Source organism: Streptomyces tubercidicus (assembly GCF_027497495.1).
In the GTDB taxonomy this organism is placed as follows: Bacteria; Actinomycetota; Actinomycetes; order Streptomycetales; family Streptomycetaceae; genus Streptomyces; species Streptomyces tubercidicus.
The window spans coordinates 5139185-5163017 of the sequence record NZ_CP114205.1; the positions used below are offsets into that span (position 1 = coordinate 5139185).

At 67.8% G+C, this 23833-nt stretch carries 24 protein-coding genes and 1 tRNA gene; 19 read left to right on the forward strand and 6 right to left on the reverse strand.

What is annotated here, in order from left to right:
* The first annotated feature begins 85 nt into the window (after positions 1–85).
* Positions 86–880: an RDD family protein gene (locus STRTU_RS22350; protein ID WP_159745531.1), complete on the forward strand. Its 795-nt coding sequence runs from the start codon at positions 86–88 to the stop codon at positions 878–880.
* On the opposite strand, the gene STRTU_RS22355 is transcribed toward STRTU_RS22350, so the two are convergent.
* Positions 872–1159: a hypothetical protein gene (locus STRTU_RS22355; RefSeq protein WP_159745533.1), complete on the reverse strand. Its 288-nt coding sequence runs from the start codon at positions 1157–1159 to the stop codon at positions 872–874. The two genes, STRTU_RS22350 and STRTU_RS22355, sit on opposite strands and share 9 nt — an antisense overlap.
* Before the next feature lie 407 nt (positions 1160–1566).
* Here STRTU_RS22355 and STRTU_RS22360 point away from each other — a divergent pair, with 407 nt between their 5' ends.
* Positions 1567–3957, forward strand: coding sequence for an immune inhibitor A domain-containing protein (locus STRTU_RS22360; RefSeq protein ID WP_159745535.1), 2391 nt, complete (start codon positions 1567–1569; stop codon positions 3955–3957).
* Positions 3958–4079: 122 nt separating this feature from the next.
* Entirely contained in the window at positions 4080–4466 is a 387-nt protein-coding gene (locus STRTU_RS22365) for a hypothetical protein (RefSeq protein WP_159745537.1), read from the forward strand.
* Between the two features lie 8 nt (positions 4467–4474).
* On the opposite strand, the gene STRTU_RS22370 is transcribed toward STRTU_RS22365, so the two are convergent.
* Complete coding sequence (locus STRTU_RS22370) at positions 4475–5071, reverse strand: isochorismatase family protein (protein WP_159745539.1); 597 nt, start codon at positions 5069–5071, stop codon at positions 4475–4477.
* A gap of 97 nt (positions 5072–5168) precedes the next feature.
* Positions 5169–6497, reverse strand: a complete 1329-nt coding sequence (locus tag STRTU_RS22375) for a nicotinate phosphoribosyltransferase (protein WP_159745541.1) — start codon at positions 6495–6497, stop codon at positions 5169–5171.
* 152 nt (positions 6498–6649) lie between these two features.
* Between STRTU_RS22375 and clpS the strand changes: the two genes are divergently transcribed.
* The 11 genes from clpS (at position 6650) to STRTU_RS22430 (ending at position 17246) form a co-directional block, all read left to right on the forward strand.
* Entirely contained in the window at positions 6650–7003 is a 354-nt protein-coding gene (gene clpS / locus STRTU_RS22380) for an ATP-dependent Clp protease adapter ClpS (RefSeq protein ID WP_018091297.1), read from the forward strand.
* Entirely contained in the window at positions 7000–7593 is a 594-nt protein-coding gene (locus STRTU_RS22385; protein ID WP_159745543.1) for a DUF2017 domain-containing protein, read from the forward strand. Before clpS ends, STRTU_RS22385 begins: the two co-directional genes overlap by 4 nt.
* A 322-nt stretch (positions 7594–7915) precedes the next feature.
* Complete coding sequence (locus STRTU_RS22390; protein WP_159745545.1) at positions 7916–9352, forward strand: amino acid permease; 1437 nt, start codon at positions 7916–7918, stop codon at positions 9350–9352.
* Between the two features lie 103 nt (positions 9353–9455).
* Entirely contained in the window at positions 9456–9881 is a 426-nt protein-coding gene (locus tag STRTU_RS22395) for a M67 family metallopeptidase (protein WP_159745547.1), read from the forward strand.
* 84 nt (positions 9882–9965) lie between these two features.
* Positions 9966–10139 carry a putative leader peptide gene (locus STRTU_RS22400; protein WP_336298754.1) on the forward strand — a complete coding sequence of 58 codons (174 nt, stop codon included), beginning with the start codon at positions 9966–9968 and terminating at the stop codon, positions 10137–10139.
* Positions 10140–10269: 130 nt separating this feature from the next.
* Positions 10270–10548, forward strand: a complete 279-nt coding sequence (locus tag STRTU_RS22405; protein WP_159745549.1) for a MoaD/ThiS family protein — start codon at positions 10270–10272, stop codon at positions 10546–10548.
* Positions 10548–11498, forward strand: a complete 951-nt coding sequence (locus STRTU_RS22410) for a PLP-dependent cysteine synthase family protein (protein WP_159745551.1) — start codon at positions 10548–10550, stop codon at positions 11496–11498. The genes STRTU_RS22405 and STRTU_RS22410 overlap by 1 nt, the downstream gene beginning before the upstream one ends.
* Before the next feature lie 300 nt (positions 11499–11798).
* Complete coding sequence (locus STRTU_RS22415) at positions 11799–12551, forward strand: MBL fold metallo-hydrolase (protein ID WP_159745554.1); 753 nt, start codon at positions 11799–11801, stop codon at positions 12549–12551.
* Between the two features lie 896 nt (positions 12552–13447).
* Entirely contained in the window at positions 13448–13660 is a 213-nt protein-coding gene (locus tag STRTU_RS22420) for a hypothetical protein (RefSeq protein ID WP_159745556.1), read from the forward strand.
* 107 nt (positions 13661–13767) lie between these two features.
* Positions 13768–15870 carry a peptidase domain-containing ABC transporter gene (locus tag STRTU_RS22425; RefSeq protein WP_159745558.1) on the forward strand — a complete coding sequence of 701 codons (2103 nt, stop codon included), beginning with the start codon at positions 13768–13770 and terminating at the stop codon, positions 15868–15870.
* Complete coding sequence (locus STRTU_RS22430) at positions 15867–17246, forward strand: glycosyltransferase family 2 protein (protein ID WP_159745560.1); 1380 nt, start codon at positions 15867–15869, stop codon at positions 17244–17246. Before STRTU_RS22425 ends, STRTU_RS22430 begins: the two co-directional genes overlap by 4 nt.
* A gap of 606 nt (positions 17247–17852) precedes the next feature.
* Here the strand turns inward: STRTU_RS22430 and STRTU_RS22435 are convergent.
* Both STRTU_RS22435 and STRTU_RS22440 read right to left on the reverse strand, forming a co-directional pair.
* A complete protein-coding gene (locus STRTU_RS22435; RefSeq protein ID WP_159745562.1) occupies positions 17853–19118 on the reverse strand; it encodes a PTS transporter subunit EIIC in 1266 nt (421 codons plus the stop codon).
* 333 nt (positions 19119–19451) lie between these two features.
* A complete protein-coding gene (locus tag STRTU_RS22440; RefSeq protein WP_159745564.1) occupies positions 19452–20762 on the reverse strand; it encodes a PTS transporter subunit EIIC in 1311 nt (436 codons plus the stop codon).
* A 238-nt stretch (positions 20763–21000) separates the two neighbouring features.
* Between STRTU_RS22440 and STRTU_RS22445 the strand changes: the two genes are divergently transcribed.
* The 5 genes from STRTU_RS22445 to rdgB all read left to right on the forward strand — a co-directional run bounded on the left by STRTU_RS22445 (position 21001) and on the right by rdgB (position 23689).
* Positions 21001–21234, forward strand: coding sequence for a PTS sugar transporter subunit IIB (locus STRTU_RS22445; RefSeq protein ID WP_018091307.1), 234 nt, complete (start codon positions 21001–21003; stop codon positions 21232–21234).
* Between the two features lie 99 nt (positions 21235–21333).
* Positions 21334–22065, forward strand: coding sequence for a ribonuclease PH (gene rph / locus STRTU_RS22450; protein ID WP_159745566.1), 732 nt, complete (start codon positions 21334–21336; stop codon positions 22063–22065).
* A gap of 152 nt (positions 22066–22217) precedes the next feature.
* Complete coding sequence (locus STRTU_RS22455) at positions 22218–22364, forward strand: SCO1431 family membrane protein (protein ID WP_159745568.1); 147 nt, start codon at positions 22218–22220, stop codon at positions 22362–22364.
* 263 nt (positions 22365–22627) lie between these two features.
* Entirely contained in the window at positions 22628–23035 is a 408-nt protein-coding gene (locus STRTU_RS22460; protein WP_159745570.1) for a hypothetical protein, read from the forward strand.
* An 18-nt stretch (positions 23036–23053) separates the two neighbouring features.
* The gene (gene rdgB, locus STRTU_RS22465; RefSeq protein ID WP_159745572.1) at positions 23054–23689 is read left to right on the forward strand and encodes an RdgB/HAM1 family non-canonical purine NTP pyrophosphatase; all 636 of its coding nucleotides are present in this window, start codon (positions 23054–23056) and stop codon (positions 23687–23689) included.
* A gap of 68 nt (positions 23690–23757) precedes the next feature.
* On the opposite strand, the gene STRTU_RS22470 is transcribed toward rdgB, so the two are convergent.
* Positions 23758–23832 (reverse strand) — tRNA-Leu (locus STRTU_RS22470).
* Between the last annotated feature and the right edge of the window lies 1 nt (position 23833).

The window sequence follows — 23833 nt, forward strand, 5'->3', positions numbered from 1 at the left end:
CGCGGGGGCGGGCCGGCCCGGCACCCGTTCCCCCGAACGGACTTCGCCGGATGCGGCGGGCCGCTCCATGGCGTCGACTCAGGCCATGAGTACCGACCAGCCCCCGCCCGGCCCCGGTGAGCCGCCGGAGAACGATCCGTACCTGAAGAAGCCGCAGGAGCCCCCGGCGGACGGCGCTCCGCGCAACAGCGCGCCCCGGGAGAACGGGTCGCCCCGTAACAACGCTCCGCACGGCAGCGGTACCGGGGGCAGCGGCTGGGGCGGCGCCGAAGGCGGTGGACCGCCCCCGGGAGGAACGCCGCCGCCCGGTGGCACCCCGCCGCCCTCCGGAAGCCCGTACGGCGGCGGCCCGTATGCCGGTGATCCCTACGGCGGGCAGTACGGGGTGGCCGATCCGCTGGCCGGGATGCCGCCGCTGGCCAACCGCGGCCGCCGGCTCCTGGCGCGCATCATCGACGCGATCATCGTCGGGGTGCCGGTATGGGTGATCATGACCGCGATCGTCGGTGGGGTGGACTTCTTCAGCACCGACGGGGAGCAGGCCGGCCGGCAGTCGACGGTCTCCGGCGTCACCATGCTGGTGTACCTCATCTACGAGGGCCTGATGATCAGCAACCGCGGCCAGACCGTCGGCAAGATGGCGATGAGGATCCGGGTGGCGATGCTGGCGAACGGCTCGATCCCGACGGGCCAGGCGGCCTGGATCCGGGCCGCGGTCTATACGCTGCCGGAGATCGTGCCGTGCTGCGGTTTCATTTTCTGGCTGATCAACGTCTTGTGGTGTACCTGGGACAAGCCGTATCGGCAGTGTCTGCACGACAAGGCGGCGAAGACCGTGGTGGTGTCCACGGAGACGGAGCCGCGCACCGGCTCAGCGTGAGTGTTCGCCGACCCGCGCCTCACCGGACGGCGCCGGAACGGCCCGCAACGGGGCAGGCGCGGCAGGCGACTTGGGGCGTACGACATGCCGCCGGACCACCCGCGTCACCCCGGGCATCGGCACCGTCATGGCCACCAGCAGCCCGAGCCCGAGTCCGGCGAGGGCGATGACCGCGACCCCGATGCCGGTCTCCGTCTGGGAGAGCAGCAGCATCGCCAGGGTCGAGAAAAAGACGGTGGCCGAACCGTAGGCGAGCTGTGCGGCGGTCGGACGAGGCATGGCGGAATCCGTCCTCGGAGGGTCGGCAGGGGGGTGTGGATCACGGGCGCGCCATCGAAGGAGCCTATGGTCCTTGGTGCCCGAGCGGAACGCCGAGTAAGCGTGACCTGACCCACGGTTCGGGGCACAGGGGGCGCACAATGCCGCCGCGGCTTTCCCGGCGCGCTGACGTCATGGCTGCTGGCGGCGGGGGCGCATGTCCGGCGGGCATATACGCCCGGCTCCTGCCCCCTCGCCCGATGGCCCGTCGCCGGGCACGGCGCAGCCGCACGATGTCCGATAGCCGCAACTCGCGGACCGAGTAACGTACTTCGCTGACGTGACCAAGTCAAGATCTGTCTTTTTCATCGTACTTCCGGTCGAATGCCCTCGAACAGTGACCGGTTCGATGGGGAGGACAGCGCCAAGTGAGAGACAGCAGAAGCTTGTTCAGATCGGCCGCCCTGGCCACGGCAATCGCCGCGATCGGGGCGGCCGCTTTGTCTTCGGGGGTGGCGACGGCCGATGGGCAGGGGACGTCGCCGGTCGCCAAGCGCCATGACCCGGCTCCCGAGCGGGCCGTGGACCACGACCTGAAGGGCCCGTTCAGCGCCCGGCAGGAGGCCCAGCGCAAGGAGGCGCTGCAGCAGGTCATCGCCGGCGACGCCAAGGCGACCGAGCGCGGCGGCTCCAAGGTCGTCAAGCTCGGCAAGAGCAAGTACGTCGAGCTGGCCCGGCAGAAGACCGACAAGATCTTCACCGTCCTCGTGGACTTCGGCGACAAGGTCGACAACACCACGATGTTCGACCCGGACGGCGACGGTCCCAAGCCCCCGGTGAAGAAGTACGGCGGCGACCCCGGCCCGGCGCACAACAAGATAGCCAAGCCGGACCGTGCCGAGGACAACAGCACGGCCTGGCAGAAGGACTTCAACCGGAAGCACTTCCAGGACCTCTACTTCTCGCACGACAAGAAGAAGCAGTCGCTGGCCAAGTACTACGAGAAGCAGTCCTCGGGCCGCTACTCGGTCCAGGGCGAGGTCTCCGACTGGGTCAAGGTCGACTACAACGAGGCCCGTTACGGCTCCAACTACTGCGGCCAGACCAACTGCGCCAGCGCCTGGGACCTGATCCGCGACGGCGTCAACCAGTGGGCCAAGAACCAGAAGGCGGCCGGCCGCACCGACGCGCAGATCAAGGCCGATCTCGCCAAGTACGACCAGTGGGACCGCTACGACCACGACGGCGACGGCAACTTCAACGAGCCCGACGGGTACATCGACCACTTCCAGATCGTGCACGCCGGTGAGGACGAGTCCGCGGGCGGCGGCGTCCAGAAGACCAACGCCATCTGGGCGCACCGCTGGTACGCGTACGGCACCGACGCCGGCAGGACCGGCCCCGGTGCGAACAAGGCGGGCGGCACCCAGATCGGCGACACCGGCATCTGGGTCGGCGACTACACGATGCAGCCGGAGAACGGCGGACTCGGCGTCTTCGCCCACGAGTACGGTCACGACCTGGGCCTGCCGGACGAGTACGACACCTCCGGCACCGGTGAGTCCTCGGTGGACTTCTGGTCGCTGATGTCGGGCGGCTCCTGGCTCGGCACCGGCAAGGACTCCATCGGCGACCTGCCCGGCGACATGAGCGCCTGGGACAAGCTGCAGCTGGGCTGGCTCAACTACGGCAAGGCGAAGGCCGCGAAGAAGTCCACCCACAAGCTGGGTGTCGCCGAGTACAACACCAAGAACAAGCAGGCGGTGGTCGTCGAGCTGCCGGCCAAGGCGGTCAAGACCGAGATCGTGCAGCCCGCGGAAGGCTCCAAGCAGTGGTGGAGCGGTATGGGCGACGACCTGAAGAACACCATGTCCCGGCCGGTGGACCTCACCGGTAAGGCCAAGGCGTCGCTGACGCTCAAGGGCTGGTGGGACATCGAGAAGGACTACGACTACCTCTACGCCGAGGTCTCCACCGACGGCGGCAGCAACTGGACGGCGCTGGACGGCACCGCGGGCGGCAAGGCCATCCCGCGCGACGGCAGCGACAAGCCCGCGCTGACCGGCACCGTGGCCGCCTACCAGGACCTCGTCTACCCGCTGGACGCCTACGCGGGCAAGAAGATCGACCTGCGCTTCCGCTACCAGACCGACGGCGGCGCGGCCCAGAAGGGCTTCGCGGCCGACAGCATCGGTGTCACCGCCGACGGCAAGGCGCTGTTCAGCGACAACGCCGAGGGCGACGACAACGGCTGGACCACCAAGGGCTTCTCGCGCGTCGGCGCGTCCTTCACCAAGGACTACCCGCAGTACTACATCGCCGAGAACCGCCAGTACGTGTCGTACGACAAGACCCTCAAGGCCGGCCCGTACAACTTCGGCTGGACCACCGCCAAGCCGAGCTGGGTGGAGCACTTCCCGTACCAGAACGGTGTGCTGATCTGGCTGTGGGACACCTCGCAGGCGGACAACAACGTCGGCCTGCACCCGGGCCACGGGCAGATCCTCCCGGTCGACGCGCACCCCAAGGCCGAGCACTGGGCGGACGGCAGGCTGATGCGCAACCGCTTCCAGTCCTACGACTCGACCTTCACCCGCTACCGGACCGATGCCCTCACGCTCCACAGGGACGGCAAGCCGGTGAAGATCACCTCGAAGAAGGGCGTGACGCTCTTCGACGACCGGCACGGCGTCTACTACGACAAGGCGAACCCGACCGGCGCGGTGATCGTCCCTGACACCAACACCCAGATCAAGATCACCAAGGAGGCCCGCGACGGCTCCACGGTGACCCTGCGGGTCGGCTCTGCGGGTAAGTAAAAGATAAAATCGCAGGTCAGTGGCTGTTCGGCCGTCGCCCACTAGCGGGCGGCGGCCGATTCGCGTTTAGATGCGTTCTACAGTTCCTTATTGACGCGAAGTCTCACGGGGGAGATGTGAAGATGTCCGGTGGTGGTTTCATCAGGCTTCCCGGCGGAAGCGTGGTGGTCGCCCTCTCGCTGCCCAGGCCGCCGCACGGCGCGCGGAAGGGCCTCTACGACTGCGGTTGCCGGGTCCGGGTCCTGGTCCACGCCGTGAACCGGCAGCGCGCCCTGACCAGGCTGCGCAATCTCGGTCTGCGGTCGGTCTACCTGCGCGGCAACACCGAGCCGCCCACGCCCGACGAGATCACGGCCGTGCTGCACCATCCCGACGGCCTGGTCTGGCGCGAGGCCCCGGAGGACGACACCGAATCCTGGCATCCGATACGGGCGCTGCTGCGCCCCCAGCCGGCCCGCCCGGCGGTGGAGGCCGAGCAGGCCGGGGGGAGCGAACGTCCGGCCGCCTGAGAGGCCCGTCAGGCGCCGATGAGGACCGGCTTACCGGTCAGCTCGGCGCCCGCCGCGCGCAGCTCCTCCAGCGCCCGCTCGGTGGTGTGCGCGGCCACCCCGGCGGTCAGATCCAGCAGGACACGGGTGCGCAGCCCGGCGCGCAGCGCGTCCAGCGCGGTGGCGCGGACACAGTGGTCGGTGGCGATACCGACCACATCGACCTCGCTGACGGCGTGGGCGCGCAGCCACTCCGCGAGCGGGGTGCCGTTCTCGTCCGCGCCCTCGAAACCGCTGTACGCGCCGGTGTGGGCGCCCTTGTCGAAGACCGCGTCGATGGCGCCGGAGGCGAGCGCCGGGGCGAAGTTGGGGTGGAAGCCACTGCCCTCCGTGCCGGCCACACAGTGCACCGGCCAGGTGTGCTCGTAGTCCGGGGTGGCGGAGAAATGATCACCGGGGTCGATGTGGTGGTCCCGGCTGGCCACGACATAGCGGTAGCAGCTCCCGGCCGTCTGGCCCACCAGATCGGTGATGGCCGCCGCGACATCCGCACCCCCCGCCACCGCGAGGCTGCCGCCCTCGCAGAAGTCGTTCTGCACATCAACGACGATCAATGCCCGGTGCATGGTGCGTGCCTTCCGGCTGGGAATCGGGGAGGGGCGCGAGTGGTGTGACCGAGGGTAGCCACTGGACGGGGATTGCGGGAGTGCTGCGGCGCCCGGTTCAGACGTACTCGGTGGGCAGTACGGGCTCGCCGCGGGAGAGCTGGGTCGCCGACAGCGGCAGCGCGGCGCGGGCGGCGATGTGCCGGTCCCGGGCGGCGTCCAGCGGCTCGCGGGCCACGACCTTGCCCGCGCTCACCAGCGGCACCAGCAGCTGCCGGTCGGCCAGATCGGCGGGCACCGGCCCGGTGCCGATGACCTCGGCCTCGGCGACGCCGTCCGCGTCCGGCCGGCGCGCGGCCCACTTGCGGCCGCCGATCGAGGTCTTGGCGCCCATCGACTTCTTCGCGACCGGCCGCAGCGGCGCGCCGGGCTCCTCGCTGTCGGCGCGGGCGACCAGCTTGTAGACCATCGAGCAGGTCGGGTGCCCGCTGCCGGTCACCAGCTGGGTGCCGACGCCGTACGCGTCCACCGGGGCGGCGGCCAGCGAGGCGATCGCGTACTCGTCCAGATCGCTGGTGACCACGATCCTGGTCTTGGTGGCGCCCAGCTCGTCCAGCTGCTGGCGCACCCGGTGGGCGATCAGCAGCAGATCGCCGGAGTCGATCCGTACGGCACCGAGCTCGGGCCCGGCCACCTCGACGGCCGCGCGCACCGCCTCGGTGACGTCGAAGGTGTCCACGAGCAGGGTGGTACCGCTGCCGAGGGTGTCGACCTGCGCGGTGAAGGCGTCCCGCTCGGTGTCGTGCAGCAAGGTGAAGGCGTGCGCGCTGGTGCCGACGGTGGGGATGCCGTAGCGGAAGCCGGCCGCCAGGTCGGAGGTGGTGTGGAAGCCGCCGACGTAGGCGGCGCGGGACGCGGCCACCGCCGCCAGCTCATGGGTGCGGCGGGCACCCATCTCCATCAGGGGGCGGTCGCCGGCCGCCACTGACATCCGGGAGGCCGCCGCGGCCACCGCGGAGTCGTGGTTGAGGATCGAGAGGATCACCGTCTCCAGGACCACCGCCTCGGCGAAGGTGCCCTCGATCCGCATGACCGGGGAGCCGGGGAAGTAGACCTCGCCCTCCGGGTAGCCCCAGATGTCGCCGCGGAAGCGGTAGTCGGCCAGCCACTCCAGGGTCGGCCCGTCGAGGATGCCGCGCTCGCGCAGGAAGCCGAGGATGGTCTCGTCGAAATGGAAGTTCTCCACGGCGTCCAGTACCCGGCCGGTGCCGCCCACCACGCCGTAGCGGCGGCCCTCGGGGAGGCGGCGGGTGAAGACCTCGAAGACCGACCGCCGGTCCGCGGTGCCGGACCGCAACGCGGCCTGCAGCATGGTGAGTTCATACTGGTCGGTGAAGAGCGCAGTCGACGGCACGGCCACCGGCAGCCCCAGGTCTGCTGTGTTCATGGGGACGATGCTACCCCCAATACTCGTCACTTTGACGATAGCGCCCCGGGAGGCATGGACAACCGCCCGCGGCCGCGGTGTGCGCCCGGCCGACGCGGCCCGCGCGAGGGGCATTTGTGCGTCGCCCGTCCCCGGGTGGCAGCATGGGGCCTGTGAGCGCCCACCCGTCACCCACGACCACGCTCCGGCCGCATCGCTGCACGCTCAGTGTCCCGGTCGAGATCGAACGTCCCGAGTCCAGCGAGGCTCCCTTCGAGGTCCCCGAACCGGACGTCCCGTGGGTCACGATCGTCCACAACGACCCCGTCAACCTCATGAGCTATGTCTCTTACGTCTTCCAGTCGTACTTCGGCTACTCCAAGGACAAGGCGCACCAGTTGATGCTCGACGTCCATCACAAGGGCCGCGCCGTGGTCTCCAGCGGCAGCCGCGAGGAAATGGAACGCGACGTGCAGGCCATGCACGGCTACGGCCTGTGGGCGACGCTGCAGCAGGACCGCCGATGAGCGGGCACTTCGAGCCGCTGCCCGACGGCGGCGCCGCCGTCCCGCTCGACGAGGTCGAGATCTCCATCCTGCGCAGCCTCGCGGTCCAGCTGATGGAGCTGATCGGGCCGGGCGAGGAGGCCGGGGAGAGCGAGAGCGACGATCTGCTGGCGTCGGTCTTCAACGACGGCCCCAGCGAGCCGCCCACCGACCCGGTCCTGGCCCGGCTCTTCCCCGACGCCTACGGCGGGCCCGACCTCGTCCCCGATGACGACGTCCGCGCCGCCGCCGCCGAATTCCGCCGCTACACCGAGAACGATCTGCGCTCCCGTAAGCGCGATGACGCCCTCGCGCTGATCCGGGCGCTGGACACCCTGGCGCCCGAGGGCGGCAGCGCGGAGCTGCGGCTGCGGCCCGCCGAATGCCGCCAGTGGGTGGGGGCCCTCAATGACCTCAGACTGGCCATCGGTACGCGGCTTGAAGTCACCGATGAGGAGGACGGCGGCGAGCTGCTTCGGCTACCGGACAGCGATCCCCGCAAGCCGATGGTGATGGCGTATCTCTGGCTCGGCGGGCTCCAGGAGACGCTGGTCGAGTCCCTCATGGGCTGAAATCCGGGCGTACCACCCCGGGTGTTCGCCGGATGTTCGCTCAGCGGACGCTCAAATCCGGATAACGATCGCATCACTGCGCCGGTGCGCCTTGCGGTCATTCGGGCAACTTGTCCCGTTTTTCGGAGGGTTCGGTTCACGCCAACTCTGTTCGATCTTCAATGGCCCGTGTTAAATGTTCACGACCTGCCGTGAGCGACGCCACCCCTGTCGCCGCGGGAGCGCTTCGGCCGGCCGACCGTCGGCGTGCAGGAACTCCATCCGGGGGGATCGGGACCCGATCCGGACAGACCGGGTCGGAATGGAGAAAGGCGCACCACTCATGACCTCTGTGCAGGTCGACACGCAGCACGACGGTGAGGCACCCGGGCAGGAGCCCGAGGAGGGCTACCAGCGGGGGCTGGGAAACCGTCAGATCCAGATGATCGCCATTGGTGGTGCCATCGGCACCGGCCTGTTCCTCGGGGCCGGCAAGGCGATCTCGATGGCCGGGCCGAGCATCGTCCTCGCCTACGCCATCGTCGGTCTGGTCATCTTCTTCATCATGCGGGCCCTGGGCGAACTGCTCATGTACCGGCCCGTTTCCGGCTCCTTCTCGGAGTACGGACGCGAATTCCTCGGCCCGTTCATCGGGTTCGTGACCGGCTGGACGTACTGGCTGTTCTGGGTCGTCACCGGCATCACCGAAGTGACCGCCGCCGCCACGTATGTGCAGTACTGGAACAAGGGCATACCGCAATGGGCCTCGGCGCTGGTCTTCACCTGCGCGCTCTTCGGTATCAACCTGATCTCCGTGAAGATCTTCGGTGAGCTGGAATTCTGGTTCTCGATGGTCAAGGTCACCGCGATCATCGGCATGATCCTGATCGGCCTCGGCGTGATCACCCTCGGCTTCTCCGACGCCGGTGACACCGCCTCCTTCACGCTCCTGTGGTCCGACGGCGGCTTCTTCCCCAAGGGCATCGGCGGCACGCTGATGACGCTGCAGATCGTGATGTTCGCCTTCCTCGCCGTCGAGCTCGTCGGCGTCACCGCGGGCGAGGCGACCGACCCGAAGAAGGTCCTGCCCAAGGCGATCAACACCGTGCCGTGGCGGATCGGCCTCTTCTACATCGGTGCGCTGATCATCATCCTGTCCGTCGTCAGCTGGACGGCGTTCAAGCCCGGCGTCAGCCCGTTCGTCGCCGCCTTCCAGCAGATCGGCCTGCCGGCCGGGGCCGGCATCGTCAACTTCGTCGTGCTGACCGCCGCGCTCTCCTCGGCGAACTCCGGCATGTACTCCACCGGCCGGATGCTGCGCGACCTCGCGCTCAACGGCCAGGGACCGAAGTTCTTCACCAAGCTCAGCAAGAACGGCCTGCCCACCTGGGGCACCGGCGTCTCGGTCGCGATGATGCTGTTCGGCGTCTACATCAACTACCAGTGGCCCGGTGAGGCGTTCAACTACGTCGTCTCCTTCGCCACCATCTCCGGTATGTGGGCGTGGATCGTCATCCTGGCCTCGCAGCTGCGCTACCGCGCCAAGGCGAACCGCGGCGAGCTGCCGCAGTCCGAGTTCAAGGCCCCCGGCAGCCCCTTCACCTCGGGCTTCGCGCTGGCCTTCATCGGCATGGTGATCGTGATGATGGGCGTCGACAAGGATGCCCGGATCTCGCTCTACGCCGCTCCCGTGTGGGCGCTCATCCTGGGCGTCGGCTACCTGTGCATCAAGCGCCGGGACGCGGCGATGCTGGCCGTCGGCGGGGACGGCAAGAGCTGACGCGGCACCCCGGACGGTCGGCGGAGCCGCCCGGCTGTCCAGCATGCGGGCCGGTACGTACCACTCTTCGGTACGTACCGGCCCGCTGGCTATTCTTGGCGCCATGCTGACCCTCACCAAGGCCCTCTACGACCAGATCGTCGAGCACTCCCGCCAGGACCACCCCGACGAGGCCTGTGGCATGGTCGCCGGCCCGGCAGGCACCGGCCGCCCGGAGCGGTTCATTCCGATGCTGAACGCCGCCCGCTCACCCACGTTCTACGAATTCGACTCCGCCGACCTGCTCAAGCTCTACCGCGAGCTGGACGACCGGGACGAGGAGCCGGTGATCATCTACCACTCGCACACCGCCACCGAGGCGTACCCCTCGCGCACCGACATCTCGTACGCGAACGAGCCCGGTGCCCACTATGTCCTGGTCTCCACCGCCGACACCGACGACGCCGGGCCCTTCCAGTTCCGCTCGTTCAGGATCGTGGACGGCGAGGTCTCGGAGGAAGAGGTCGAGGTCGTGGCGGCGTACGCCTGAGCGCGTCCCACCTGGTGTACACCAATCGTCCGCATCATGGGACGAGATTCCATTCTCCGGACCGGGAATCGCTACGATGACCGCATGGTTGACCACGACGTGAGCGAGAAGAGGACGGGCATGCTGCAGCACGCTCCGCTCGCCACGCGTCGCTCCGCGTCCGCGCTGCTCGGCGCGTTCGGCTGCGGAACCGCACGGCTGCACGTGGACCTGTGCCGCCTCTCCAGCGCCATCTGTCCGCGCTGCGCCGGCGTCTGACCCGGCCCGTACGGGCGCATTGCCCCGCGCGACCGCACCTCCCGCGTCACCCGACGCCCTCCCGGCCTGCCGCCCGCCGCGCACCCGGGACGCACCGCATCCGCCACCGCACTCCCACAGGAGCACTCCCATGGCCATCGAGGTCCGAATCCCGACCATCCTGCGCACCTACACCGACGGCCAGAAGGCAGTCGAGGGCAGCGGAGACACCCTCGCCGACCTCTTCTCCGACCTGGACAGCCGGCACACCGGTATCCGCGAGCGCCTGGTCGACGGCGAGCAGCTGCGCCGCTTCGTGAACGTCTACCTCAACGACGAGGACGTCCGCTTCCTGGAGGGCATCTCCACCAAGCTCGCCGACGGCGACAGCGTGACGATCCTCCCGGCGGTGGCCGGAGGCAGTCACTGATGCGGTACGACTCGCCGCTGGCGGCGGTCGGGAACACCCCTCTCGTCCGCCTCCCGCGCCTCTCGCCCTCCGAGGACGTCCGTATCTGGGCGAAGCTGGAGGACCGCAACCCCACGGGCTCGGTCAAGGACCGGCCCGCGCTGCACATGATCGAACAGGCCGAGAAGGACGGCCGGCTCACCCCCGGCTGCACCATCCTGGAGCCGACCAGCGGCAACACCGGCATCTCGCTCGCCATGGCGGCCAAGCTCAAGGGCTACCGCATCGTCTGCGTCATGCCGGAGAACACCTCTTCCGAGCGGCGCGAGCTGCTCGCCATGTGGGGCGCCGAGATCATCTCCTCGCCCGCGGCCGGCGGCTCCAACACCGCCGTCAGGGTCGCCAAGGAGCTGTCCGCCGAGCACCCCGACTGGGTGATGCTCTACCAGTACGGGAACCCCGACAACGCCGGTGCGCACTACGCCACCACCGGCCCCGAGATCCTCGCCGACCTCCCCTCCGTCACCCACTTCGTGGCCGGTCTGGGCACCACCGGCACGCTGATGGGCGTCGGCCGCTATCTGCGCGAGCAGGTCCCCGGCGTCCAGATCGTCGCCGCCGAACCGCGCTACGACGATGTCGTCTACGGTCTGCGCAACCTCGACGAGGGCTTCATCCCCGAGCTCTACGACGAGTCCGTGCTCACCACCCGCTTCTCGGTCGGCTCCGAGGACGCGGTCCGCCGCACCCGTGAACTCCTCGCCCAGGAAGGCATCTTCGCGGGCATCTCCACCGGCGCGGCGCTGCATGCCGCGATCGGTGTCGCCAAGAAGGCGGTCAAGGCCGGACAGACCGCCGACATCGTCTTCGTCGTCGCCGACGGCGGCTGGAAGTACCTCTCCACCGGCGTCTACACCGCCGAGACCACCGAGGCCGCCATCGCCACCTTGCAGGGGCAGCTCTGGGCGTAGGGGCTCGGGCGAGGGCGTGGGCGGAGGCGGCACCCCTCCACGACGGCACGGGCCGCCGGCGTACGGGCGTACGGGGCGACAGCCCAGACTGGTGATTCCGCCCACAGCTCGGCCCGCTGGAGGACCCACCGGACCTTTTGGGTCTTACGCTCGGGGGCATCGCACAGACCGTCAAGGACCCGGCAATACCCCGGCAGGGCCCGCCGGGGAACCCCGCAGGGACCTTCCCCAAGCTCTCCACCGCGGGCGAGCGGGGGAGGCCCCGATCCGCCGCCCTCGCCCACGGAGGTTCACGCCCGTATGAAGCTCACTGTCGTCGGATGCTCGGGGTCGTTCCCTTCCATGGAATCGGCCTGTTCGAGCTACCTCCTGGAGGCCGACGGCTTCAGGCTGCTCATCGACATGGGCAATGGCGCCCTGGGCGAGCTGCAGCGCCACTCCGGCCTCTATGACCTGGATGCCGTACTCCTGTCGCATCTGCATGCGGACCACTGCATCGATTTGTGCGGCTATTTCGTCGTCCGCTATTACCGCCCGGACGGCGGGCGTTGTGCGCCGCTGCCGGTCTACGGACCGGAAGGCACCGAACGGCGGCTGACCGTCGCCCACGCCGATGTGCCGCACGACGGCGCGATGAGCGAGGTCTTCGACTTCCGCACGCTGACCCCCGGCACCTTCACCATCGGCCCGTTCACGATCCGTACGGAACACGTCAGCCACCCGGTGGAGGCGTTCGGCTTCCGCATCGAGCACGGCGGCCGGACCCTGACCTACTCCGGGGACACCGGCCCCTGCGAGGCCCTGGAGTCCCTCGCCGAGGGCGCCGACCTCTTCCTCTGCGAGGCGTCCTTCACCTACGGCAAGGAAGACATCCCCGACCTGCACCTCAATGGCCGGGAGGCCGGCGAAACCGCCCGCCGCGCCGCCGTCGGCCGCCTGGTCCTCACCCACATCCCCCCGTGGACCGACCCGGACATCAGCATCCGCGACGCCCAGAAGGCCTACGACGGCCCGGTCGAGGCGGCCAAGGCGGGGGCGGCTTACGAGGTGTGAGGGGGGCGCCCCCGACGGTCACGGCGAAGGCCCCCGGAATCGCATGGATTCCGGGGGCCTTCGCCGCGTCCTGGACCGCCGCCGGGCGGGGGCGGATCAGCCCTTGTACTGGGCCTTGTTCTCCGCCGCGATCTCCTCCTCGGGCTCGCGCCCCGGGACATGGCCGCCACCACTTGGACCGAGGTGCAGGGACTCTGATGGCGAACCCTGGGGCCAGCTTGCCGCCATCGTCGGCCAATGCCACGGCGCCCCGCGCATCAGGGCTGCACGGGGCGCCGCTGACGCACCTGGCAGGGCCACGGACATGCCGCGGAGGGGTCAGCCCCGCCCGGTGTACCTGAAGGTCGAGGAGCGTCGGTTCGCCATCAGCTCTGCAGGTCGTCAATGCGCCGCAGCGCCGGCCAACGGTGGGCGGACCGCCGGACCGCTGCGGTGCGTGCTGGACGGCATTTTGGCCGAGGCGCCGGGAGAGGCCTGCTGGGCACGGAGGCGGCGCGGCTGCCTCCCTCCGCGAGCGACGTTGGGGATGGCATTTGCGAACCAGCTATCGAACGGGTTTTCGAATCTCGCGGTGCGGGTGCTGAGGGTTTCGATCGAGGTGGTTCGCGGTCGATGCATGCGAAGCCGTAGCGTGTCGCAGCAGTCGGCTCACTCGAAGCCCGAGCGCGCCACGTCCGCCTTGGCCGGCCAACTCCGCCTTATCTTCCTGTGCTGCGGGACCCGCCCCGTCGACCCCGCGGGCCGGGCGTCAGGATTTGGCGGAACCCGCGTCCAGAGCTGCCAATCTGACGGAGTGTGACCTACTTCTCTTGATCGAAACTTGTGTGGACTAGACCAGCCGTAGTGGGATGGGTCTGCGTGGCCGCGCATCAACGACCAAACAATCAGGGGAACTTATGAGCCTGTCTGATCTGCGCAACATGGGCCTGTCCGCTCTTCGTGACGACGAGTCCGCCGAGATAGTCGGCGGCGCCATGAGCAAGGCCCAGTGCACGTACCTGTACAACCTGATCACGACTGGCGCGACTTCGTCCCACGGCTGTGTCCCCAGCAGCAACTACCTCGACCTTTACCGGTCGAATTGCAAGGGCAAGGGACCGAAGCTCTGATCCGCCCGGTGTGCTGATCTGAAGGCGTTCACCTGCCCCTGTCCGCTCGGCGGACAGGGGCAGAGTGTCGACAAGGGAAACTCACTCTCCCGAAGGAGCAAGACCCCATGAAGTGGCAGCGCTACCACGCGCATCAGGAGGGCGAGACCGACTGTGGTCCCGCCTGTATGCGTATGGTGCTCAACCGGCATGGGGTGGTGGTCGATACGGCCACGTTGCGTGAGTCCGTTGGCCTCGGCCATGGAGGTGCCTCGCTGCTTCGACTGCGAGATGTTCTGGCGGGGTATGGCGTCGAATCGCTCCTCTTGAAGGTGTCGCCCGAAGATTTGCGTATCGCTGTCCAGAAATCTGGCCCTGCCATCGCGGTGATGAAGGAGGAAGGCCTTCTTCATTTCGTCGTGGTACACGAGGTGCGCAGCGATGGGAAGTTGATCGTTGGTGATCCCGTTCGCTTCCGGCCGGCCGTCGTAAGCCTGGAATACTTCGCCGAACGGTTCAACGGTGAAGTTCTGGTGACCGATACGCCCCAGCGGAAGCTCACCATCCGTAGCGTGCTCCATCATGCCCGCAGGAACAGTGTTGTGTGGCAAATTGCCGCAGAACGTAAACGCAGTCTTTTGGGCACCGGCCTGATAACCGCCGTCACTGCGATCCTGCTCATTGCCAGTACAACGTTCTATCTACAAGTCGCTGTCGATCGATATTTGCCGGCAGGGGACATCGGCGGACTGGGTCTCTCGGCCTTGGCTGCTGCTTTAATTGCGAGTGGCGCCGCGCTCTTCCAGTACATACGGGGGCGACTGCTCATTAACTTGAGCCGCTCGTTGCAGCGTGATCTGACGCAAGCTTATACGCGCAAACTGATGCGGCTTCCGCTTACCTTCTTCGCTACGCGGCGGACCGGCGACCTGGTGAGCAGGTTCAGTGATGTGCAGGCCATCCGGGGCCTTGTCACCACTGTCACGGTCGGCGTTGCCATCGACTTGTGTACCCTGCTCTTCGCGGGTGGTTACCTCGCCTGGGCATCGCCCCTGCTCTGCGGCATCGTGTTCGCCTCGGCCGCGATCGATTTCATATCGTCCTGGGCTCTATATCCATCAGTTCGTGAGCAAGCTGAAGAAGCGCTCCAGCGGGACGCCTCGCTCAAAGCTGAGGCATACAACGTGCTGCGGGGCCAGTTGGATGTGATTGCGCACGGTCGGCGGCAGTATGCTGCGGCCCGCCTTGATCACCACCTTGAACGGTCCATCCGGGCCGAGGTCAGGCTCGGTCGGCTGGAGAATTTGAACGGCGTCATCAAGATTGCGAACAAGGGCATTTTCACGATCGCCGCAGCCTGGGTGGGGATGCTGCAGGTGAACTCCGGGTCCATGGCTCTGGGCGAGTTGATGAGTTTCTTCACCCTGGCCGGCTACTTCCTCAGCTCCACTGAGCAGTTGGCCGTTCTCCAGGTCTCCATCCAGCGGGACACCGCCGCGCTTGGTCGCTACCGTGACGTGACCTCCCAGGTGGATGACCCGCGCCTGAAGCTGGAGAGGGCAGCTGGTGGCACGGAGGTGGAGGCGGCACGCGGCGGCAGCGAACTACTGGTGGAAAACCTCTCTTTCCGGTATCCCGGCGTGGAAAAGCCTGTGATTTCCTCTCTGTCTTTCGTTGTCCCGCACGGGGCGAGGGTGGCTCTACGAGGTATCAACGGTGCAGGGAAAAGCACCGTACTCAAGATTGTGGCGGGGCTTTATCCAGAATTCGGTGGCTCGGTCATCGTGGGTAAGACTGACATCCGGGAGTTCGATGAAGATGCGTTGAGGCGACGCATCTTGTATGTTTCAGAAAATCCGCTACTGGTTTCAGCTTCAGTCCGAGAGAATCTGACCCTCGGTGCTGAATTCTCCAGTGAGGAAATTGAGCGGGCTGTTCGTGTTTCCTGTTTCGGCGAGGTGGTTGCCGAACTCCCGGATGGCTACGATCAGTATCTGAAGGAGGAAGGCGGCACTCTTTCGAGGGGGCAGGTTCAGAGGCTGGCAATAGCGCGTGCGGTACTCCATTCACCCGATGTGTTCCTCTTTGATGAAACCTTCAGTGGGATAGACGAGGATACCTATGTGCGCATATGGAAAAATCTGGATGAACTGGATTGTTCCAAGGTCATGGTGTCGCATCGCGAAGTTCCCGGTGTGGATTTCGATTTGACTATGACAGTCGGAGAATGATGGTGGCTGCAACGACTAGTCGGACGCTCGGCAATCTTCGCGCTTCCTGTGTCGAATGGACAGAGGAGCTGGCGGAAGATCTCCAAATCATAGTCAACGTTCCGGAGACACTGGCTGACGTTCCGGTGCGCGGTGAATGGAAAGAACTCAAGAATGCATACCGGGAATCGGCGCAGAGGCCTCTGACTGCGGTTGTCCTGACCTACAACGAGGAGCAGGCGATTGCCGAGACGGTGGCAGCGCTGGCTCTCGATGCCGATCAGATTTTGATCATCGACTCGGGTTCCACCGATCGCACGGTGGAGCTTGCTCGTGCTGCCGCGGGCGAGTTGATTCCGATCGAGATCGTATGCCGCCCCTGGCGGGACGACTTCGCCGCTCAGCGAAACCACGCATTCGATCAAGTTGGCGAAGGCTGGCTGTTGTTCGTCGATGCTGACGAGCGGCTCACCGAGGAAGATTCCGGCAGGATCCGTCGCGTTGTACGCGCCGTTGATCACGTGTGCCCCGAAGCCGACCTCGTGCTGTCGCCGCGTATTGCCGATTCCGGCGGCGGCGATGTGTACAGAGGGCTCCATCGACTGCTCAGGGCAGACAGTACCCTGCGTTTCCGGGGTCGCGTACACGAACAGCTTTTCCACGCGGACGGCAGTTCGCCCTCCACGCTTGAAGTGGACGTGGAGTTCACCCACAGTGGCTATTTGCCGGAGGTTATCGAGCAGAAGGACAAGAGCGCGCGCGATGGCAGACTGATCGACTTGTGCCGTCGGGAGGAACCAGGGAATCCGACTTGGGTTTTCTATGCAGCCCGGGAAGTGGTCGCTCACCGGATGGTGAGCACGGCGGCGGGCGCGGAGGCTTTCGACGACCTCTTCGCTGCGGTGAGCGAGTACGGCCGTGAGGGCCTTACGGACTATGAGGGCCAACGCCAAGACGAAGCCTTTGCGTTGCTCGGCGAACTTGCATTCCGGGCCGGAGACCCTGAACGTATCGAGCGCTGCCTGGCAATTCTGAACGCTTTCGGGCGCACCGTGGAGCAGTCATACTTCGCGACCCTGCTGGAGAGCAGCCAGTTGATCGCGCGGCTCTCCCACCTCGTGGACCGGCTCGATGCGGAAGCCGAATGCGGCGCGCACGTCGGGAGCAGGCTGGCCGGTCAGTACGCCGAACTACGGGGGCTTCTTGCTCTGTCCTGCGGCAGATATGACGAGGTCCCCGACGACTACGAGCAGGCGGTCGGCCTCGGGACGAGTGAGAGTCTGGAAAGGGGCCTTACCGATCTTCGCTTGATGCTTGCCCGCATTTCACGGTTCGGGCGTTCGGCCCAGGAGCCGGCGGACCAGGCGGAGCTGGGACGTACCACCGGAGTGCTGTGAGGTACGCGAAGGGCCAGAACGGATTCGACGCAGAGTCGGGTATGAAAGCGGAGCACCTCAGCACGAGCCACCGCGTCGGTCCCCGCCCCTGCTCCCGTGGTACTGGGAGCGGGCTCTCTGGTGTGTACGGGCGGGTGCGGAGCCACGCCTTTGACCAGGTGTCCCACAGCTTGTGAAGCGTGTCCGTCCGATAAGGGGCGTCAGGGATGTGTCCCAGCCCTGACAACAGCCCGTGGGGTCCAGACACCACGCGCGCGCAGGTATCTCCTCGGAACACCTAAGCGCGAGACGAGCTCGCACCACAGGGTCCAGGAGTCGTTCCGTCGCTCCACGAAGTGTCCTGTTCCGGTTTGCGGATGTGCCCGATCTAGCCAGGGCTCGTGGCTGTGGCTGAGTCGTGCCAGGGGCGGTACAGGTGTCAAGACTGTAGTAGGGCCGCTAGTGACTCTGTCCCTGCCAGGTCACATCAGATCCCCCACGCGGCTCGCGCCGGTCGTTCATTCAGGTGGAGCCGTCGACTTCAGCGATGACCAGCGCCCGGAAATGGCGGCGGCCTCCCCGCCCGTTCAGGGGGGAGACCGCCGCCGACTCTTCTGAGGTGCCGGCTTACTTGGCCTTCTTCTCCATCTCAGGGAGTTCCTCGTCGGGTTCGCGGCCCGGTGTCGGGAGGTTGAACTTGACGATTGCAAAGCGGAAGACCGTGTAGTAGAGCGCTCCGAAGCAGAGTCCCACCAGCGCCAGCATCCACGGTTGGGTCGCGATGCCCAGATTGAGCAGGAAGTCGATGGCGCCGGCCGAGAAGCCGAAGCCGTCCTTCATGCCCAGGCCCCAGGTCAGTGCCATGGAGACGCCGGTCAGTACCGCGTGGATCGCGTAGAGCACAGGGGCGATGAACATGAACGTGAACTCGATCGGCTCGGTCACACCGGTGACGAAGGCGGTCAGCGCGAGCGAGAACATCATGCCGCCGATGACCTTGCGGCGCTCGGGGCGGGCGCAGTGCACGATTGCCAGGCAGGCAGCCGGGAGCGCGAACATCATGATCGGGAAGAAGCCGGTCATGAACTGGCCGGCGTCCGGGTCGCCGGCGAGGAAGCGGGCGATATCACCATGCTTGCCGTTGTAGTCGCCAGCTTGGAACCAAGGGAAGGAGTTCAGCAGGTGGTGCATGCCGACCGGGATCAGCGCGCGGTTGGCGACGCCGAAAATGCCCGCGCCCACGGCGCCGGAGCCGACCAGCCACTGGCCGAAGTCGTGCAGGGCCGAGCCCAGAACCGGCCAGATGTAGCCGAAGGCGATGCCGATCACCAGGCCGGCGAAGGAGGCCAGGATCGGCACGAGGCGCCGGCCACTGAAGAATCCCAGCCAGTCCGGCAGCTTCTTGCGGCTGTAGCGCTGGTAGAGCAGGGCGACCACCAGGCCCATGACGACGCCGCCCAGCACGCCCGCGTCCACCGGCGGGGCGACGTTGGCTATCTTGCCGTCGACGACATCCTGGACGGTGGGGAGGTTGGTGTCCTTGAAGGTGCCCAGGACCTGCTTGAAGACCAGGTAGCCGACGACCGCGGCCAGGCCGGTGGAGCCGTCGGACTTCTTGGCGAAGCCGATCGCGATGCCCACGGCGAAGAGCATCGGCATGTTGTCGAGCAGTGCGCTGCCACCGGCCGCCATGAACTCGGCGATCTTGTTCAGGAAGGCGGGGAGCGACTCCCGGCCGAGCATGTCCGGCTGGCCGAGCCGCACCATCAGCGCCGCCGCCGGGAGGGTGGCGATCGGTAGCATCAGGCTGCGGCCGATGCGTTGGGCCACTGCCATGGCGCGGGAGCCGCGACCCTTTTTGTCGGGGGCCGCCGTAGCGGTGGCCGAACTCATCGGATTCCTCCTGGTGAGGCGGGGATTCGGAAGCGGGGGCCACTGTTTTGTGGTCTACACCTTTAGTGGTTTAGACCATTCTTACATGGTGATTCGCCGCAACGGAATCCCCCTGAACTCACCGAAAGGGGCATGCCGGCCGAGGGCCCCGCGGGTCGCTTTCCCGGCGGGTTTGCGCTGGTCACCGCCGCCGTGCTGTGACGTACCGAACATCGCGCGCAGGCACGCCTCAACTACTCCGGGTGGCCGGTGAGTTGATCCTGCCGGGCGGGCCGGAGCCCGACGGTACGGGCGGCGGCCGGCGCCCCCTCCCGCGCCTGTTCCGCGCCGTTCCTACTTCACGTTCTCCCGCTCCATCGCGTCCCCCACCTCATCCGGCTCGCGGCCGGGCGTCGACAGATTGAATTTCGTGATCAGGAAACGGAAGAGGGCGTAGTAGACCACCGCGAAACACAGGCCGATGGGAATGATCAGCCAGGGTTTGGTCGCCAGCCCCCAGTTGATGACGTAGTCGATCAGTCCCGCGGAGAAGCTGAAGCTGTCGTGGACCCCGAGCGCCCAGCTCAGCCCCATCGAGACGCCCGTCAGCAGCGCGTGCAGCACATACAGCAGGGGCGCGACGAACAGGAACGAATACTCGATCGGCTCGGTCACGCCCGTCACGAATGAGGTCAGGCCGACCGACAGCATCATGCCCGCGATCTCCTTGCGGCGATGCGGCTTGGCGCAGTGCGCGATCGCCAGTGCCGCCGCCGGCAGCGCGAACATCATGATCGGGAAGAATCCGGTGGTGAACTGGCCCGCGTCCGGATCGCCCGCGAGGAACCGGTTGATGTCACCGTGCACGACCGTGCCGTCCGGCTTGGTGAAACTGCCGAACTGGAACCAGACGAAGGTGTTCAGGAACTGGTGCAGGCCGATCACCAGCAGCGCCCGGTTGGCGACGCCGAAGACCCCGGAGCCCCACGCCCCCAGCCCTGACAGCCCTTCGCTGAAGCTCGTCAGCGCATTGCCGACCGGCTGCCACACGAACAGACACAGCACCGCGAAGACCAGGCCGACAAAGGCCATGATGATCGGGACCAGCCGGCGGCCGTTGAAGAACCCCAGCCAGTCCACCAGCTTCACCCGGTGGAAGCGCTGCCAGAGCCACGCGGACAGAAAGCCCATGACGATGCCGCCGAACACCCCCGGATTCTGGAACTCCGCCTGCGTGACCGTAAGGGTCCGGTCCACACACACCCCGCTCCACAGGCCGGCCTGGGTGTATGTCTGGCCCGCGGAGCAGCCCGACGGGAACGCGTGCAGCACCGAGAAGTAGACGAGGAAACCGGTCACCGCCGCCAGCGCCGTCGACCCGTCCGACTTCTTGGCCATACCGATCGCCACACCGATACAGAACAGCAGCGGCAGGCCGAGCCCCGAATCCAGCAGCGCACCGCCGGCCGCCGCGAACACCTTGCCGACCGCGTCCCAGCCCAGCCCGTCGGCGCCGAATACATCCGGCTGGCCAAGACGGTTGAGAATGCCCGCGGCGGGCAGGACGGCAATCGGCAGCTGGAGACTGCGGCCCATCTTCTGCAGGCCCTGGAAGAGGTTCGACGCCCAGTTCCTCCTCGGCGCCGCCGCTGCGTTCGCACTCATCGCTGTCCTCCCGGCGGCGGCCCGTCGACAGCCCGCCTGGCGCTTGCCGCATACTGGTGGTGTAGACCACTTTCGGGTGTGCGCCGCCGCTGGTTGTCCGGCTGTCCGGTGCGCACTCCGGTGATCGTCATCCTTCGTCAGACAGCGGACAAACGCCCACATAGTTGGGCTGAACGTGCGTTACGGTGTGGAAACCGCACGGCGCCATCGCCGGCGGCCGAGACAAGCAGGAGTGGACATGGCCAGCAAGGCTGAGAAGATCGTCGCCGGGCTCGGCGGACTCGACAACATCGAAGAGGTCGAGGGCTGCATCACCCGCCTCCGCACCGAGGTCGTCGACTCCTCCCTCGTCGACGAGGCCGCCCTCAAGGCCGCCGGCGCCCACGGCGTCGTCAAGATGGGCACCGCGATCCAGGTCGTCATCGGCACCGACGCCGACCCCATCGCCGCCGAGATCGAAGACATGATGTGAGCTGACGAGCCGGCCGCCAGGCCACCGCTCCCGAAGGCCCCGCCCCGGACGTCCACCGCCCGGAGTGGGGCCCTCGCCGTTCCCGATAGGGTCTACGCCATGTCTCGCACCGACGGCCGCACGCCCGAACAGCTCCGCCCGGTCACCATCGAACGCGGCTGGAGCAAGCACGCCGAAGGCTCCGTCCTCATCTCCTTCGGCGACACCAAAGTCTTCTGCACCGCCTCCGTCACCGAAGGCGTCCCGCGCTGGCGCAAGGGCACCGGCGAAGGCTGGGTCACCGCCGAATACTCGATGCTGCCCCGCTCCACCAACACCCGCGGCGACCGCGAATCCGTACGCGGCAAGATCGGCGGCCGCACCCACGAGATCAGCCGGCTGATCGGCCGCTCGCTGCGCGCCGTCATCGACTACAAGGCCCTCGGCGAGAACACCATCGTCCTGGACTGCGACGTCCTCCAGGCCGACGGCGGCACCCGCACCGCCGCCATCACCGGCGCCTACGTCGCCCTCGCCGACGCCATCACCTGGGCCCAGTCCAAGAAGCTCATCCGCCACGGCCGCAAGCCGCTCACCGGCACCGTCTCCGCCGTCAGCGTCGGCATCGTCGACGGGACGCCCCTCCTCGACCTCTGCTACGAAGAGGACGTCCGCGCCGACACCGACATGAACGTCGTCTGCACCGGCGACGGCCGCTTCGTCGAGGTCCAGGGCACCGCCGAGGCCGAGCCCTTCGCCCGCGACGAACTCAACGCCCTCCTCGACCTCGCCGTCGCCGGCTGCGCCGAGCTCGACGGGGCGCAGCGGGCGGCGCTGGCCCGGACGCTCTGAGCCCGGCGCGCGGCGCAGTGGCCTGCGCGCCGCCGCCCACCGGGTGAAGCCGCCCACCACAGGGGGAGGACCGGGAACCTCCCCCTGTGACCCTTTTCTCATGGGGCCGCCCGCTCTGGAAAAGCCACCGCGGCACCCCGCACTGTGGACCCATGCCCACCGCCACAGCCACCGCCGCCACCGCGTCCCGCGCCCGCACCGGCGGGCCCCAGGACGACTCCCGGCTCCTGGAACACGCCCTCGGCTGGACCCTCGTGGTCGTCCTCGCCATGCTGCTGACGCAGACCGGGCTCATCTGACGAAAGGGGCGCGCGGCACGGCCGCCGCCGACCGCCCGGCTTCGGCCCGTCGGGCCCGCCCGGCTTCGGCCGTTGGGCCCGCCCGGCTTCGGTCGTTGGGCCCGCCCGGCTTCGGTCGTTGGGCCCGCCCGGCTTCGGTCGTTGGGCCCGCCCGGCTCTCACCGCCCGGCCCGCACCGCTCCTCCCGCCCCCGCGCAACCAAACCAACCCCCTCCGGCGTTTCTTCCTTTGCCCGCACATTGCCCAGGGAAGGAACCCGCGCCATGGCCCCCCGCACGCTCCCGCAGCGCCGCCGCGCCACCACCGCACTCGCCGCGCTGGCCGCCGCCACCCTCGCGATACCGCTGCTCTCCGCCTGCGGAGCCGTCCAGAAGGCCATGGACTGCGCCAACACCGCCTCCTCCGTCGTCAACGCCGTCGACAAGCTCCAGAAGGCCGCGGACAACGCAGTCAGCGACCCGCAGAAGACCCAGCAGGCCCTGGACGACATCGACGCGAACCTGCGCAAGCTCAGCAAGGACGCCAGCGACGCCGACCTGTCCAAGGCCATCGACAAGACCAACGACGGCATCAAGGCCGCCCGTAAGGACCTCGACAGCAACAAGGCCCCCGACATCCAGCCGATCGTCGACGGCGCCGGACAGATGACCAAGATCTGCACCCCGGGATAGCCGGGATAATCGGGTCCCATGCAGACTCACACCGGCGGCCCCTCCGCACACCCCCGCCGCCTCATCCTCGCCACCCGCAACGCCGGCAAGGTCACCGAGCTCCGCGCCATCCTCGACGCGGCCGACCTCGATATCGAACTCGTCGGCGCCGATGCCTACCCCGACGTCCCCGACGTCAAGGAAACCGGCGTCACCTTCGCGGAGAACGCCCTCCTCAAGGCCCACGCCCTGGCCCAGGCCACCGGCTGCCCCGCCGTCGCCGACGACTCCGGCCTCTGCGTCGACGTCCTCGGCGGCGCGCCGGGCATCTTCTCCGCCCGCTGGTCCGGCACCCACGGCGACGACCAGGCCAACCTCGCCCTGCTGCTGGCCCAGCTCGGCGACATCGCCGACGAACACCGCGGCGCCCACTTCGCCTGCGCCGCCGCCCTCGCCCTCCCCGACGGCACCGAACGCGTCGTCGAGGGCACCCTCGAAGGCACCCTCCGCCACACCCCCACCGGCACCGGCGGCTTCGGCTACGACCCGATCCTCCAGCCCCTCGGCGACACCCGCACCTGCGCCGAACTCACCCCCGCCGAAAAGAACGCCATCAGCCACCGCGGCCAGGCCTTCCGGGCGTTGGCACCGGTGGTGCGGGAGATGTTGGGCTGAGGGGGCGGCCGGCCCGTATGCACGAAAACGGCCTCCCCGTCCGATGACGGGGAGGCCGTGCGCACAGGTGGGCCCGGTGGGATTCGAACCCACGACACACCGGACCTAAACCGGCGCCCTCTTGCCAGCTGGGGTACGGGCCCG

Coding starts and splice junctions, on each gene's coding strand:
- STRTU_RS22350 (WP_159745531.1), top strand. CDS start 86: ATGAGTACCGACCAGCCCCCGCCCGGCCCCGGTGAGCCGCCGGAGAAC.
- STRTU_RS22440 (WP_159745564.1), bottom strand. CDS start 20,762: ATGAGTGCGAACGCAGCGGCGGCGCCGAGGAGGAACTGGGCGTCGAAC.
- STRTU_RS22355 (WP_159745533.1), bottom strand. CDS start 1,159: ATGCCTCGTCCGACCGCCGCACAGCTCGCCTACGGTTCGGCCACCGTC.
- STRTU_RS22430 (WP_159745560.1), top strand. CDS start 15,867: ATGATGGTGGCTGCAACGACTAGTCGGACGCTCGGCAATCTTCGCGCT.
- STRTU_RS22410 (WP_159745551.1), top strand. CDS start 10,548: ATGCGGTACGACTCGCCGCTGGCGGCGGTCGGGAACACCCCTCTCGTC.
- STRTU_RS22425 (WP_159745558.1), top strand. CDS start 13,768: ATGAAGTGGCAGCGCTACCACGCGCATCAGGAGGGCGAGACCGACTGT.
- STRTU_RS22455 (WP_159745568.1), top strand. CDS start 22,218: ATGCCCACCGCCACAGCCACCGCCGCCACCGCGTCCCGCGCCCGCACC.
- STRTU_RS22400 (WP_336298754.1), top strand. CDS start 9,966: ATGGTTGACCACGACGTGAGCGAGAAGAGGACGGGCATGCTGCAGCAC.
- STRTU_RS22460 (WP_159745570.1), top strand. CDS start 22,628: ATGGCCCCCCGCACGCTCCCGCAGCGCCGCCGCGCCACCACCGCACTC.
- rdgB (WP_159745572.1), top strand. CDS start 23,054: ATGCAGACTCACACCGGCGGCCCCTCCGCACACCCCCGCCGCCTCATC.
- STRTU_RS22445 (WP_018091307.1), top strand. CDS start 21,001: ATGGCCAGCAAGGCTGAGAAGATCGTCGCCGGGCTCGGCGGACTCGAC.
- STRTU_RS22365 (WP_159745537.1), top strand. CDS start 4,080: ATGTCCGGTGGTGGTTTCATCAGGCTTCCCGGCGGAAGCGTGGTGGTC.
- STRTU_RS22385 (WP_159745543.1), top strand. CDS start 7,000: ATGAGCGGGCACTTCGAGCCGCTGCCCGACGGCGGCGCCGCCGTCCCG.
- STRTU_RS22420 (WP_159745556.1), top strand. CDS start 13,448: ATGAGCCTGTCTGATCTGCGCAACATGGGCCTGTCCGCTCTTCGTGAC.
- STRTU_RS22390 (WP_159745545.1), top strand. CDS start 7,916: ATGACCTCTGTGCAGGTCGACACGCAGCACGACGGTGAGGCACCCGGG.
- STRTU_RS22405 (WP_159745549.1), top strand. CDS start 10,270: ATGGCCATCGAGGTCCGAATCCCGACCATCCTGCGCACCTACACCGAC.
- STRTU_RS22415 (WP_159745554.1), top strand. CDS start 11,799: ATGAAGCTCACTGTCGTCGGATGCTCGGGGTCGTTCCCTTCCATGGAA.
- rph (WP_159745566.1), top strand. CDS start 21,334: ATGTCTCGCACCGACGGCCGCACGCCCGAACAGCTCCGCCCGGTCACC.
- STRTU_RS22435 (WP_159745562.1), bottom strand. CDS start 19,118: ATGAGTTCGGCCACCGCTACGGCGGCCCCCGACAAAAAGGGTCGCGGC.
- STRTU_RS22370 (WP_159745539.1), bottom strand. CDS start 5,071: ATGCACCGGGCATTGATCGTCGTTGATGTGCAGAACGACTTCTGCGAG.
- STRTU_RS22375 (WP_159745541.1), bottom strand. CDS start 6,497: ATGAACACAGCAGACCTGGGGCTGCCGGTGGCCGTGCCGTCGACTGCG.
- STRTU_RS22395 (WP_159745547.1), top strand. CDS start 9,456: ATGCTGACCCTCACCAAGGCCCTCTACGACCAGATCGTCGAGCACTCC.